The organism is Collinsella sp. D33t1_170424_A12 (assembly GCF_015554865.1).
Classification (GTDB): domain Bacteria; phylum Actinomycetota; class Coriobacteriia; order Coriobacteriales; family Coriobacteriaceae; genus Collinsella.
In genome coordinates, this window is sequence record NZ_JADNJJ010000084.1 from 1 (window position 1) to 14,537 (window position 14,537).

The window sequence follows — 14,537 nt, forward strand, 5'->3', positions numbered from 1 at the left end:
GCGTCCTCGCCCATGCGCTTGAGGGGTATGTGGTGCCCGGGGCCGCGCCGGTAGCGCGCGTGAAGGCTGATGGGCCTGCGGTTGCGGTGCCGGACGGATGGTATCTGCTCCGGGCACATGGACGCCGCACGCTCTTTGCGTGGGTGGACGGCGGTCCTGTCGAGCTGGGCGATAAGTCCGATACCCCCATAATTGGAAAACAAGTTACCACGGGGTCTGGATGGGACACCGTCGCGGTAGCCGGTTCTGGTCGTACCGTATCCTATCGCGTGGACACCGCCGTGCCGCTTGCCATGGAGGCTTCGCGCGTGTATCCGCTGACCATCGTGGACGAATGGGATGCGCGGCTCCTGTTGGACCAGGCATCGGTTCGGGTGGAGCTGCTTTCAAACACAGAGGCCTCCCGTGATGTGACGAGCGAGGTCTCGCTGAAGACCGGCGACCGCGAATTGACGGTGGTGGTGGATGACCTTCATCGGTTGGGGGCCGTTCCGGGGGATACCGTCCGCGTGAGCTACACCATGTCGCTTGCGCCGGGAGCGCGCATCGACGCGCAGGGTCTTGCCAATGCCGCCCATGCGGTATTCGATACGTGGGCGGGCGAGGCCTCAACGCCCGATGCGGTGGCGCGCGTATACGCCATGCAGCTCGAAGTGAAGAAGGTCGACGTTCAGGGCGCTCCGCTGGCAGGCGCCGTGTGCGCCGTGCGCGCCGACGGGGGCTGGCTGGCGTCCGACGGGTCCTTTGGGCCCGCGAGCCGTCGCGCGGAGTTCGTGTCGCGCGAAGACGGCACGCTTGAAGGGCTTCCGCCTTTGGCGGACGGCGTGTACGAATTGGTCGAATTGACGGCTCCCCATGGCTACAAGGTTTCCGGTGGCGGGTCGGCCGGCTTTGAGCTGAAGCTTCGCACGGACGACGGAAAACTGTCCGTCGATGCCCGCGCAACTCAGCCTCTACGCGTGGCGCGGGTTGATGCTGCGTCGTCGACCGTGTGCCTCGAGCTTGTGAACGAGAAGGCCGCCTCCTGGCTGCCTGGGTTCATACCGCAGACCGGGGATACCGCCTGGGCGCTCGTCGCCGTGGTCCTTACGGCTGCTGGCGCTGCGTTGGCGCTGATGGGCGCCCGCCGTAGCGCTAAGAGGTCATAGGGCCTGCCGGGCACTGTAAAGAGATGTCATACACGGAAGCGCTGTATTCCGTGCGGCATAGATAGTTCGGTACATCACGATTTCGAAAGGGGAGATGTGCGTGATGGACAAGAAGATGAACGAGGGTTGGAGGGGCCGTGCCACGGTGTTCGCTATTGCCGCAGCGCTGGGCGGTAGCGCCCTGTTGGGGGCTGCTGCTCCTGTAACCGCGTGGGCCGCCAGCGCCAATCCTTCGGTCACCATCGTTCCTGCAGAGAACAACGGCACGCCTCGGTATCAGGCATACCGTCTGTTCACCGCACAGATCGACGACAAAAACAATAACGCCCAGCAGATTGCATGGGATGCTTCGGTGAGCCCCGAAGCCCAGGCCAAGATCATCGCTAAGCTCGACGACCTTACGGGCGGCGCTTACACGAAGTGGGCCGCCAACAAGGGCGACAAGACCCTGCCGCAGAACGTCCTTGAGTTCATGAGCGCGCAGATTGCCGGCTCCGCCCACACCACGGACGCACATGATCAGAGCGTCGTCGACGCCGAGACCTTTGCGATGGATTTCGCCGCCTGGCTGTCCAGCGCCGAGAGCGGCGTGCAGCCGGTGGGCACCGCTACCGCCAACCAGGTGTTCGAGGGCACCGAGGGCTACTACCTCTTTGTGACCAAGACCAAGAACGGCAAGGTTGCCACGTCCCCCATCTGGTTCCCGCTGGGCGGCAGCGCTAACAAGGTGTTCGAGAAGGCTGGCGTTCCCACCGTGGATAAGACGCTCGAGAACCAGAACGCCGGCTCCGGCCAGATTGGCGAGAACCTGCCCTTCAAGGTTACGGCTACGCTACCGGGCAACTACAACTCCTATGGCACCTTCAAGGTGGTTCTCAAGGACACCCCCACCAACCTGAAGATCGCTGCCGAGAGCGTGAAGGTCATGTCCGGCACCAGGGATATCACCAAGGCTGCCGGCGTTACCGTTGATGTGGCGGGCGGCACCGCCCTCACGGTCACGATCGATAACCTCAAGGTCGCCGACCCCGACGCCACCGCGAACACCAAGCTCGTGGTGACCTACAACGCGCAGCTCACCGCCGATGCCGGCCATAAGCCGGGTGCCAACACCAACAAGGTGGTCTACGAGTTCTCCAGCAACCCCGGTGTGAGCACCGAGACGAGCACCGACGCCGATACCTCCGTGCCGGTCTATTCCTTCTTGCTGAACCTCACTAAGAAGGATAAGAACACCGATGAGGCCCTGAATGGCGCCAAGTTCATCATCAAGAACCAGGCGGGCGGCTACTACGACAAGGACACCAAGACCTGGACGCTCGACGAGGCCGCCGCTAAGGCCGAGAGCAAGCTGCTCGCCACCGAGAACGGTGCGCTGTCCGTCATGGGTCTGGACAAGGGTACCTTTACTCTCACCGAGGTCGTAGCTCCCGATGGCTACGAGCTGCCCGCCAACCCCAACATCACCCTCGTCGTTACGCCCGAGTATGACGCTGCTGGCGGGATGACCTCGCTGACGGTCAAGGCCGATGGCGCCATCGTGAGCACTAAGGACGTTGCCTCCGCCGACAAGGCCGAGGGCACGCTGTCCGTCACCGCCGTGAACGACAAGAACGTTGCGCTGGCTATGACCGGTGCCGAGGGTGTTGGCATGGCTGGTGCCGGCGTCGTCGCGCTCGGCCTGGTGTGGTACGCCGTGCGCTCGCGCCGCGATCGCGCCAACCAGCAGTAACGGAAGCCACCGAGTGCAATGGGGTATCAGGCTCGGCATACGCGGTATGAATCCGGAGCGGCATCGCATGGCGATGGCGTTCGCCGTGATGCGGTGAAGCGACCCTGCTCGGGTCGCCGCCGGCTGCTGCCGGTATTGGTGATCGCGGTTGGCGTGCTGATGTGCCTGGCCCCCATTGCGACCGATCTGTATTTCCGCCTTACCACGGAGTCCGAGGTCACTCAGATGACGGATACGGCGGGAACCGTGCCCTCGGAAGAGAAGGAGCGGCTGCTCGCCCAGGCGCGTGCGTACAACGCGCGCCTGGGCGGCTACGTCGATGAGACCGCTGCGGGTGTTACCGATATCCTGCCCTATGAGGAGCAGCTGTCGCTGAATGGCGAAGAGGCTATGGGCTGGATCGAGATTCCGCGTGCCAACATCCAGATGAAGGTGTACCACGGCGTTGGCGAGCCCGCGCTCTCCGCGGGCGTCGGCCACCAGCCCGAGACGTCGCTGCCCGTTGGCGGCGCTCGCTCGCAGTGCTTCCTTACCGGCCATTCCGGTATGCAGCAGCACCGGATCTTCGACGGTATCCGCGCCCTCGAGGCAGGGGACGTGTTTGCTGTGCATATCCTCGATGAGGTCTTTGCCTATCGCGTGACCTCGTGGGAGATTCTCGATCCGGGTTCGGTTGACGTGACGCCCCAGGACGGCGATCGCTGCACGCTGGTTACGTGCACCACCACTCCCGACGCGCTCAATCCCAAGGGGCGTATCGGCGTGAACGACAAGCGCCTGCTGGTATATGGAGAGCGCTGCGAATATGATCCGGCTGAATTCGAGCAGACGCAGCCGGATGTTTCGGCATATGTAAATGACAACACCAGGCCGGCTCTTGTGGGCGCCTGCCTGATCTTGGCATTTGCTGCCATGTTGCTTATTGGACGATGGATGCGCAGGACGGGCCGCGGCGGCTCGGCCGATCGCGCAGAGGAACGGTAAGGCGAGGTACCGTATGAAGAACGAGAAGAAGCAGCTGGAAGCTCCGTGGCGCGTGGCGATTTCGCGCGCGATGGGTGCGGCCAAAGACGGCGCCAAGCGCTATGCTCGGCCCGCGCTGAGTGGCTTTTTGGCGCTGACCATGGTGATCGGGTCGGTGCCCGCGCCCGCATACGCCGAGATGATGGACGAGGCGGCTCGCTCGATCGCGCTTATGGCTCAGGACGACGAGAGCGCACCGGCTGCAGCTGAGCGTGCGGATGATAAAGGTGCATCGACGGTTCAGGATACGAGCGAGCAGGCCGGCGCCGACGACCCGGGCGAGCGTACCGACGCAGATGAACCTTCCGTGAGCGCTCCGGCGGCGGACGCTGCTGCCGATGTCGCTGCGGATGAAGCGCCTGCAGCGCTGTTTAGCGCAAGCGACGACCTTAAAGCCGTTACCGTGGGCGGAGACGCGCTCGCCTCGCGTGTCGCCGCGGTCGACTCGCTCAAGGCCGTCGGTGTTTCGGCAAAGGACGCCGAAGAGGCTGCCGCCTCTGTAGATGCCGCCATGGATACCTTGCTGGCTCCCGCCGCCGGCAACCGCGCCACCGCGGAGGGTATTGTCTTGGAGTGGCTGAGCGAGGGCGACGTTCCCAGCGGTGACGCCAGCCAGCTCGTGTTCAAGCCGAGTGATAACGACGCGGTGTCCATGCGTTTGCGCCTCACCTACGCCATCATGGGCGAGCGCGAGCACCAGCCTGGCGAGGTTGCCATCGTGGTGCCCGCGAACATGTTTGTCGATCGCGCCGGAAAGCCCGAGGGCGGCATGGCGCTCGCGGTGCCGGCCGAGCCCGTCGAGACGGCGGGCTGGAATTACCGTCTGGTCATGAACGGCAGCGTTGCCGAGTACCATATCGTGAACACCAAGCGCCTCAATGCCGCCACGCAGGGCTTCATCGATTTCGAGATCAAGGACGTCGAGCCGATCACGCAGGTCGACATGAAGCCGAGCGCTCCGTTCGGCGTGAAGCTGCAGGTCGTCGAGTCCGACGGCTCGGAGAGCGCGTTTACCAGCAACGAGCTCACCGCGGTGTTCGATACGCATGCCACGTTGAAGTACGCGACCAAGGGCGCGTCGGATAATCCGTACTACGTTGATGCGGCGGATGAACGCGTGGCCATCGCGCACGCCGCTTTCCCCAAGGCCGAGGGCTTCGTGGTGGTGCCGTGGTACCTGAGCGCCCGCATCGATGCGAACCAGCCGTTCGGCCTTACGTTCAACGACCAGCTTGCCGGCACGCTGGAAGGCGTGATCCTGCACGAGAACGCGACCGACAATGGGCGCGCGGTCGAATTCAACCAGGGTGATGGACTGCTTCCCTTCCAGGTGGGCACCGTGCGGCTGGAATCGGCCTACCCTGTGGACCAGTTCGAGGAGAACGGCGAGTACGTTTTCAAGAACAAGGTGACCGCTGCGATTCACGAGTCCGACGAGAGCCAGGACGGCACGCCCAAGCCCGAGCAGACCGATGATTGCCTCGCCGAGCGGCGCTGGACGTTCCATAAGCCGCAGTTCGTCGATCCCAAGGACCTGTTCGAGCAGGTGCATATCGGTAACGACAACAAGGTGTATAGCGGTGACAGCTACATAACCCACGGTCGCGGCTCGGGTTCTCCTTACGGCGATCTTGACGCTTTGGATTATTCCTACGACGGCTACTACGGCCTGTACGGCAGGGGCCTCAATGAGCTTCGTGCCGGCCGCGACCTGGAGATCTCCTACACGTTCGGCATGGATGCCCGTGTGCTTCCGTGGACCTACGAGGCTCCTGGAGGAGCGGTCGAGGGCAACCCGTTGGGCGTGCTGGACAATTATAGTAAGAAACCGGTGACCGTTGCCGTTGAGGAGCAGGAGCTCCGCTTTGGCGATAAGGCGCTCGTCGCGGGCGAGGATTTCGACTACGCCTCCGTTGCCCTTCCTCGAATGCCGAGGGTATACCGGGCGAAGGCGATCAACCTGAAGCCCGATGGCACGGTTGACTTCAGCCAGCGCAAGGACGGTACGGTTTCATACGAGATCGATGATGTTGCCACGCATATTCCGACCGTCGGCATCGAGGTGAAGACCAAGGGCGACGCCGCTTGGCGTCCCTATGCCGTGGCGAACTGGACCAGCGGCAAGCTGGAAGTGAGCTTCGCCGATGGCGGCACGCAGTCCGATGCCGTGGTGGCGCTACCCGCGCAGACCGTGGGCGTGCGCTTCGCGAGCACCTCGAAGGCGGCCGCGCTGAGTTTTATGGGCCGCGTGGGCGTTCGCCTGAAGGCCGATGGCGCCTTGAAGCAGCTGGTTGAAGATGCGTTCGCGAAGAGCGAGAACCCCAGCCTCGAGCTTGAGGCGCTGGCTTCGATGGCCGTGAGCAACGCCGACGGGGCTTCGGTGTATAGCGATTCCGCATGGGCGACCGATCGCCTTATGGGATTCGTGGACGATATGCGCGCGTCGATGCGCACGGGAGTGAAGCGCTTCGCGGCCGAGGATGTGGACAAGGCGAACAATCGCGTGAAGGTGACCTTCACGGCCCAGGTGCACAAGCGGAGCGTCGTGGAGGATGAGGACATCTACAAAGAGGCGCTCGAGAGCGGCGAGCTGAGCGCCGAGCGTTCGGGTGTGTGGTACGACCTGCTTCCCGCCGGCATGACGCCGGTGCTTGACTCGGTGAAGCTGCGCTCGGATGACAGCGTTCGTTCGGTCAACGCGATCGAGGACTTCCGCGGTACGGGTCGTACGCTGCTGGTGGTCGAGGCTGACCTTACGCCTTTCGCTCAGCCATATCAGGCCGAATGGGGTCAAACGAAAACGACGTACTACGAAGATGTGCCGCGCATCACGTTCGACGCGTGGTACGGTTCGGGCGATATTGCCGATTTCGGCCGCGACTTCCATAACATCGCGATGTATCGCTCGGCTAACGAGGAGATCGGCACTGTTGACGGCTATCGCGGCGAGGCCGACGACCCGCGCGGTACGCAGAACAAGGGGACCGCAGGCGCCTTTACGGGCGAGGATGAGTCGGTTCTGGACGCGCTTACCGATATCGACGGGGTGCAGCCCGAACACAACAGCATGCTTTACGCCGGCGCCAACGGCGAGGTCGATCCGCTGGAGCACGGCAACGTGGGCCTTACCAAAGCGGTTTCGGTGAACGCCGAGGATACCTGGGGCACGGGTAACAACGGCGACAAGGCGCGCAACGTATATGGCGGCGGCACGTATACGTACCGTCTCTCCACCACCACGTCGGATACCATGACCATGAAGGGCATCGTGCTGTACGACGCGCTTGAGAGCTATAAGCCGGGCGAGGATGCCGATGCCGCCGATAAGGAAGCCCCGCGTTGGCGCGGCACCTTCAAGAGCATCGACGTGTCGCAAATCGAGCGCCTGGGCGCGAAGCCCGAGGTGTACTACAGCACGGTGCGCTCGCAGGACGGCTGGGGCCCCGAGCTCTCCCAGGGCGACGGCGCCATCGTGGAGAACATCGATCAGACCGACCTCGGCAACACGGCGGTGTGGACCAAGACCACGCCCGCCGCGCTCAACGCCATGACGCCTGCCGAGCGCGAGCGGATTTCGGCTATCGCGGTCGATGCGACCAAGAAGGCCGACGGCTCCGAGTTCGTGCTTAAGGGTGGCGCGACGCTTTCCGCGTTCATTCGCATGGAGGGGCCGAGCATCGAGGAGGCCGATGCGCTCATCGCGTCCGGCGCACGTGCGCTCAACTGCGTCCACATGGCGAGCCAGGAGAAGATCGCTTCCGAGAAAGAATGGTCGGAACGCCGCTTCGTGCGCGAGGGCTACACCACGGTGGGCGTCAAGCCGTACGTTCTCTCGGTTTCCAAGACGTGGGAAGACGATGGCGACCGCGACGGCATCCGTCCTACCGAGGTGGGCATGCAGCTTGTGGCCAACGGCGAGGACGTTGCTGGCCAGCGCGTTATGCTGAACGAGGCGAACAGCTGGACGGCGAGTTTTAGCACCCTGCCGTATGTGGACGAGCAGGGCAAAACGATTATGTATACCGTGCGCGAGGAGCCCGTGGTCGCGGGCTACCGTGCAAGCGTGGCGTTCGACGGCGAGACGTTTGCGGTGACAAACGAGCATGAGCCGGAGCGCACGACGATCTCTGGCCATAAGGTCTGGAGAGGCGACAACGAGGACGTGCGCCCGCGCAGCATCGAAGTCGAGCTGCTTGCGAACGGCAAGCGTGTCGGCAAGCGCACGGTCCGCGGAAACGATTGGGCGTACTCGTTTGGGGACCTGCCCGTCAACGAGGGCGGTCGGCCCATCGATTACCAGATTCGCGAGGTGGCGATCGGTAACGATGCCTACATCACGAGCGTCGAGGGCACCGATGTGGTGAATACCTATCATCCGTACGGCGACCTGGTGATTTCGAAGAACCTGAAGAACGAGGAGTCGCTCGTGAGCGACCCCGACTTTACGTTCAAGGCGACGTTCGAGCGCGATGGCGAGCCCGTGTTCGACGAGCTCTCCTACGAGGTGACGGGCCGCGGCATCGATCCCGCCGCGCCCCGCACGGGAACCATCGCAACGGACGGGACCTTTACGCTGAAGGCCGGCCAGACTGCGCGTATCAAGGACGTGCCCGCAGGCGTGTCCTATACGGTGCGCGAGATCGAGCTACCCGCCGGCTACTCTGCGGTGGGCTCTTCTACCGCCACCGGAACGATCAGCGCCAATACGGACAACGAGCGAAACTTTGTCAACGAGTACGAGGCGCGCGCGACCGTGCAACTGGGTGCTACCAAGCGCCTGGTTGGCAAGGCCATGAAGAACCGTGACTTCGTGTTCGAGCTGCGCGACGAGACCGGCGCGCTGGTTCGCACCGCTGCGAGCGGCAGGCCCGGCGAGCCGGTGCGCGACGATGCGGGCAACCTTGTGACCGAGGCGAGCGTCCGCTTCGGCGCGCTGCAGTTCGACGCGAGCGATAGCGGCACGACCTTCGTCTACCAGATGACGGAGGCCGATGGAGCCATGCCGGGCATGCAGTACAGCGATGCGGTCTACACCGTGCGCATCACGCCGCACGACCAGGGCGATGGCACCATGACGACCGACGTGGTGATCGAGGATGCCGAGGGCGTTGAGCTGACGGCCGATCAGAAGCCGCTGTTCGAGAACGTGTATGTCGCTACGGGCGAGGTGGCCATCCAGGCTTTCAAGAAGCTGAAGGGCGGTAACCTTGCCGACGGCCAGTTCGCCTTCGATCTCGATGAGGTTGTAACCGCCGAGGACGGCTCGACGTCGCTTGTTTCCGTGCAGCGTGGCGTTACGAACAATGCAAAGGGCGCCGTGGCGTTTGCTCCCATCGCGTTTGATCAGACTGCCATCGACTCCACGCATCTCTATGCGATCCACGAGGTCGATGCCGGCGATACGTCGATTGAGTACGACGTGCATTATGCGCTCGTGCAGGTGAGCGTTGTGGACCAGGGCGACGGTACCCTGGGCTTCGATATGGCCTTTGACGGTTTGAGCTGCCCGTGCTTCGTGTGCGGCGGCGATGGTTCGCTGGAGGACGGTGCCGCATGCGCTGCCTGCGACAAGGGCGAGATCACATCGAACGCCGACGACCTCACCTTTGTGAACAGCTGGCGGCCCGCGGGCCTGGACATTCAGAAGACCTGGGCCGAGGGCTCTGGTACCGCCGACCCCAAGCATAAGTTCGAGTTCGAACTCGAGCTCACCAACGAGCGGGGCGAGCCGGTCGAGGGCCTCGACTTCGAGGGCGCCCAGATCGTGCCTGTTGCGAATGCGCAGGGCGATGATGCCGCTGCCGGCGGCGCGGCCCCTGCAGTCGCCGTGGCCGCTGGCAAGGACGACGCGCAGGCCGTCGACGCGCCCGCCGACAATCCCATCAAGGCGTTCGGCACCTGGGCGCTCGACGCCCTGGGCTTGCTGTTTGCTCCGCAGGAAGCCCATGCCGCCGAGCCGCGCGAGATCATTACGGGCGACGAAGGCGACTGGCACTGGAGCCTCGATACCGAGACGGGCGTGCTTACCATCGGTGGTACGGGCATCAGGCCCTCCAGGTGGTACAACAACGTGATCAACGCGGCGAGGAGCGTGGTCTTCGAGCCCGGCTCCGTCGCGGTGACCCTTGGCGGCAGTTACGGAGGCCTTTTCTACAAACTGGGGAATGTCACGTCGATTGACTTCACCAATCTCGATACCTCTCAAGTGAGGAGCACGGAGAGCCTGTTCGAGGGTTGCGTCAAGCTTACAACGATCAACTGGGCATCGTTCGACACGTCGAACGTCACCAGCATGGTGGAAATGTTCTATCGCTGCAGAGCGCTGAAGACGCTCGACCTTTCGAAGCTCAACACTTCGAAGGTGACCAACATGAATCGAATGTTCGCGGACTGCTGGGAGCTTGCCGAACTCGATATCACCGGCTTCGACATGACGAAGGTCGGGAATGTAACAAATATGTTCTATAGCTGTAAGGCACTTACGGCCATAGATCTGTCGCCGCTTGCATCCATGGCAGCGACGGACGTGACCGGCCTGCTGTCGGGCTGCGCATCGCTGCAAGCGGTTGACCTTTCGCCGCTGAGCGGCATCGCCCTCACGGGCGTGAGGTCGCTCTTCGCCGGCTGCTCGGGTTTGAAGACCATCGATGTGTCACAGCTGAACACCAAGAATGTTAAGAGCATGGACTCCTTGTTCGCTGGTTGCAAGAGCCTGGAATCGCTCGATCTCTCTCCGCTCGACACCAGTAACGTGACGAGTATGTCTAATATGTTTGGTGGTTGCACGGGTACGGCGCCCATCGATTTGTCGCCGCTCGACACCAGCAAGGTCGTGGACATGGGCAGCATGTTCTCTCGCGCGAACCTCGACATTTTCAATGTGTCGGCGCTCGATTTCTCAAGCGTGACCGATGTAGACCGGATGTTTAGTGGAGCAACAAAGACCGGCACGTTCGTTCTTAAGATGGACGCCCCCAAGCTTGTAGAGGGGCGGGAGATGTTCCGAGAGACGAATCTGACCTCGGTGGACCTTACGTTGAACGCAGCATCGCTGGATTCGCTGTGGATGATGTGCTGCGATTCCCCGAATCTCGAATACGTCAAGCTACAAGGCGATGTGCCGAAACTGAGGACAATCAATCAGCTGTTCAGGGGTTGCCCGAATTTGAAGACTATCGATCTATCGCAGCTCCGTGCCACAAGCCTTGTAGACATGGCGAGCATGGCGAGGGGCTGTGGATCGCTGACACAGGTTGATCTGGGCGGTATCACGTCCGACAAGCTCGAAGATCTTGATATGGCGTTCCAGGGATGTAAGAAACTGGCGTCCATCGATCTTTCTCGTTTCAACACGGTGAGCGTGCTGTCGATGGATCGAATGTTCCAAGACTGCGCGAGCTTGACCGCGGTCGACTTCTCGCATTCAAGCATGCCCAAGATTTCTAGTTTTGATTACACGTTCTCGGGATGCACGGCTTTGACCTCCGTTGTGTTCCCCGAGAAGATGGACGGCGGCGGCCGCAAGATCAGTGGATTCATCGAGACGTTCAAGAACTGCACGAGCTTGAAAGAGATCGACCTTTCCTTCCTGGGGCATGTTACACCGAGGTATTTCGATGACCCTATCGAGGGCTGCACGAGCCTGCAGAAGATCGATGTGTCGTCCATCGACACCTCGAATGTCTACATTGGTAACTTCGGCTACATTCAAAATAGTCAGCTGTACTCCATCACGCTTTCCGAGTATTTCAACTTCAGGGAACCCGAGATTATTCGCATTCCGGACGATCCGTACGACAGGGGCACGATGTGGGTCAGGGTCGATGAGAGCGGAAACCCTGTTGGCCAGTCGCTTAGCACCGATGCTCTCGAGGAGAAATACCCCGGCTGCGGCGTTGGCACGTACCAGTGGGATACCTTCCGGACCATCAAGTTCAATCTGAACGGTGCTTCTGGTTCGGCGCCCGATCGCAAGGTGAATATCTCGGGCGATATCGAGTTCACGGTCCCCGAGGCCGTGTACCCGGAACATCGTCTGGTTGGCTGGAAGTATAAGAACACGACGATCCCGGTTGGCAAGGACGGCGTTGCGCATCTGTCCAAGGAAGAGGCGCAGAAGCTGTTTGGTAAGAACAAGTCTATTACGCTGGTTGCCCAGTGGCAGGAGGTCTTCGAGATCACCGAGCCCTCGCGTGGCGTGTACCGCTTCAAGGTACCTGCCGGCCATGTGCTGCACCTCCCCGACGTGATCCCCTCGGGGACGAGCTACACCGTGCGTGAGCTCGACGAGGCAGGCTATAAGCTGGTCAAGTCGTCTGGCACGACCGGCATGGTGAGCGCTGCGGCCGGTAACAAACCGGCGGCTGCCTTCGTCAACGCCGAGCTCAACCCTGGCGAGGCTCCGTCCGCGCGCGCCGAGGTGCGCGTGACGAAGATGCTCGACGGCGCTGCCGCTTCGGCTGCGGATGCCTTCCAGTTCGAGATGGCCGGCTACGACCCGGCGGCGAATGCCGACAACGGCTCTTGGACCGCTGCGGTTGCCGATGGCGGCCAGGTGCTCTTCCCGGCGCTCGCCTTCGATGCGGGTGACCTGACGGGCGAGGCTTCCAAGCAGTTCGTCTACACGGTCCGCGAGGTGGCTGGCGGCAACGACGCCATTGCATACGACAACGCGACCATCACGGCAACCGTGACGGTTACGCAGGGTGCCGGCGGCGTGCTCTCGACGTCCATCGCGTATGCGAAGGAAGGCCAGCAGGTTGAAAAGCCCGTCTTCGTAAACGTCACGAAGCCTGCGACGCTCTCGATTTCCAAGGCCGTCGAAGGGGCGGCTGCGCCGGAGGCTCCCTTCTCGTTCCGCGTGCTGGTGAACGGCATGCCGTATGAGGGCGCCTATAGTGTTGACGGCGTTGTCGACCAGGCCGTCGGCGGCGTCGTAAAGGTCGCCGGCGGTAAGACCGCGGTGGTCGAGGGCCTTCCCGCCGACGGAACGTACGCGGTGGAGGAGATCGATCTGCCTGCGGGCTGGAAGCTTACGGGTGACGCTGCTAACAAGGCGGGCCAGCTTGTTGCGGGCGCGACCGCAGAGCTGCGCTTTACGAACACGTATGGCTTTACCGCTGCAGGGGCGGCGCAGCTGGTTGCTCACAAGTCGTTTGCGGGCGGCCGCCTTGCCGACGGCATGTTCTCCTTCGATCTGTACAAGGGCGCATCTGTTGCCGACGGCGTTCTTGTGGGTAGCGCGGTGAACGGACCCGTCGACGTTGCGGACCAGGTGATGGGGCCGGATGGCACGTCGGTTGCCAATCCGTATAAGGGCATGGCCCCGGTCTATTTCGGCGAGCAGCTGTATACGGCTCCCGGTACGCATGAGTACGCCCTGGTCGAGCGTGTGCCCGCCGATGCCGTGAACGCCGAGGGCGTGCGTTATGCCGACGCGACGGCCGAGCAGCGTGCCGCCGGTGGTTTCGTGCTCAGTGGCGTGGTGTACGACTCCACGGAGCATCATGCGACCGTGACGGTGTCCGATAATGGCGACGGCACCCTGGCGTGCGATGTTGCGTATGCGGCTGGTGCAGGCGCTGCGCTTGGCGCGGAGCCGGTGTTCAAGAACACGCCGCAGCGAGTGGGCCTCGAGCTCATCAAGAAGGTTGCCACCGAGCTACCCGAGGGCAGTCCGGCGCGCGATGCGGTCTTCACCTTCGATATCCAGCTGAAGGATGCCAGCGGCGCGCCACTGCGCGATCAGGTGTATCGCATCATCGCTGCGGACGGCACGCAGAGCGAGCCTATGTTGGTGTCCGATGGCGGCGCCATCGAGCTGCGCGCTGGCGAGCGGGCGCTGTGGACCGAGCTGCCGTTTGGCGCTTCGTATTCGATTGCCGAGCGGCCCATGGCTGGCTGGGTAATCGACGAGTCTGCAAGCAGCGGCGACCTCGCGGGCGCGCTCACCACGGTTGAGAAGACGGCATCGGTCACGGTGGCGAGTATCTACCGGGCGGAAGGCACGGTTCCAGTGCGAGCAACCAAGAAGTTCGATGGCGCGTTGGTCGACGACCAGTTCGTGTTCGATATCATCGAGGTTCGGGCGGGCGGCGAGCGCAAGGTGGTAGCCACGGCTCGAAACAAGGCCGACGGCTCCATCGATTTCGGCGAGCTCACATATGTATTGGAAGATGTTGGCCATCGCTATACATACGAGGTGATAGAGCGCGACCTTGGCGAAGAGGGCGTTGTGTACGACGACACGGTCTACAACCTTGAGGTCGTGCCGCAGGACAACGGAGACGGAACGCTCACATGCCATTGCACGATCATGTGCAACGGCAAGCGCGTCGACCGCATCGTCTTCACCAATAGTCGTGCCTTTGATCTGCCCTTTACGGGTGGTGCCGGTGTACAGCTGGTGGGACCGGCCGTCCTCGCTCTTGGCTGCATGCTGTATCTGGTCGATCGCCGCCGCAGGGCGCGTTAGCGTCGCGAAGGTAGCGGCATATCGCTGTGCAGCGTCTGCGTGGGTTTGCGCGCCTGCGCAGCCAGCCTCCGAGGTTGGCGGCAGCGCTGGATTGGGGGGTTTGCCGCCCTTGCAGTAAGAAACGCCCGAATGTCGCACGCGACATTCGGGCGTTTTTTGT

The 14,537-nt window shown here is 62.6% G+C and carries 4 protein-coding genes; all 4 read left to right on the forward strand.

Features of this window, described 5'->3' with window-relative positions; genetic code table 11:
- On the forward strand, positions 1-1,148 hold a 1,148-nt coding region (locus tag I2E26_RS03920; RefSeq protein ID WP_195419685.1), incomplete at its 5' end, for an isopeptide-forming domain-containing fimbrial protein.
- A gap of 103 nt (positions 1,149-1,251) precedes the next feature.
- Positions 1,252-2,880 carry an isopeptide-forming domain-containing fimbrial protein gene (locus tag I2E26_RS03925; RefSeq protein WP_229056396.1) on the forward strand — a complete coding sequence of 543 codons (1,629 nt, stop codon included), beginning with the start codon at positions 1,252-1,254 and terminating at the stop codon, positions 2,878-2,880.
- Positions 2,881-2,973: 93 nt separating this feature from the next.
- Positions 2,974-3,864, forward strand: a complete 891-nt coding sequence (locus tag I2E26_RS09065; RefSeq protein WP_195419687.1) for a sortase — start codon at positions 2,974-2,976, stop codon at positions 3,862-3,864.
- A gap of 13 nt (positions 3,865-3,877) precedes the next feature.
- Positions 3,878-14,377 carry a Spy0128 family protein gene (locus tag I2E26_RS03935; protein WP_195419688.1) on the forward strand — a complete coding sequence of 3,500 codons (10,500 nt, stop codon included), beginning with the start codon at positions 3,878-3,880 and terminating at the stop codon, positions 14,375-14,377.
- Positions 14,378-14,537: the final 160 nt, after the last annotated feature.

Coding starts and splice junctions, on each gene's coding strand:
- I2E26_RS03925 (WP_229056396.1), top strand. CDS start 1,252: ATGGACAAGAAGATGAACGAGGGTTGGAGGGGCCGTGCCACGGTGTTC.
- I2E26_RS03935 (WP_195419688.1), top strand. CDS start 3,878: ATGAAGAACGAGAAGAAGCAGCTGGAAGCTCCGTGGCGCGTGGCGATT.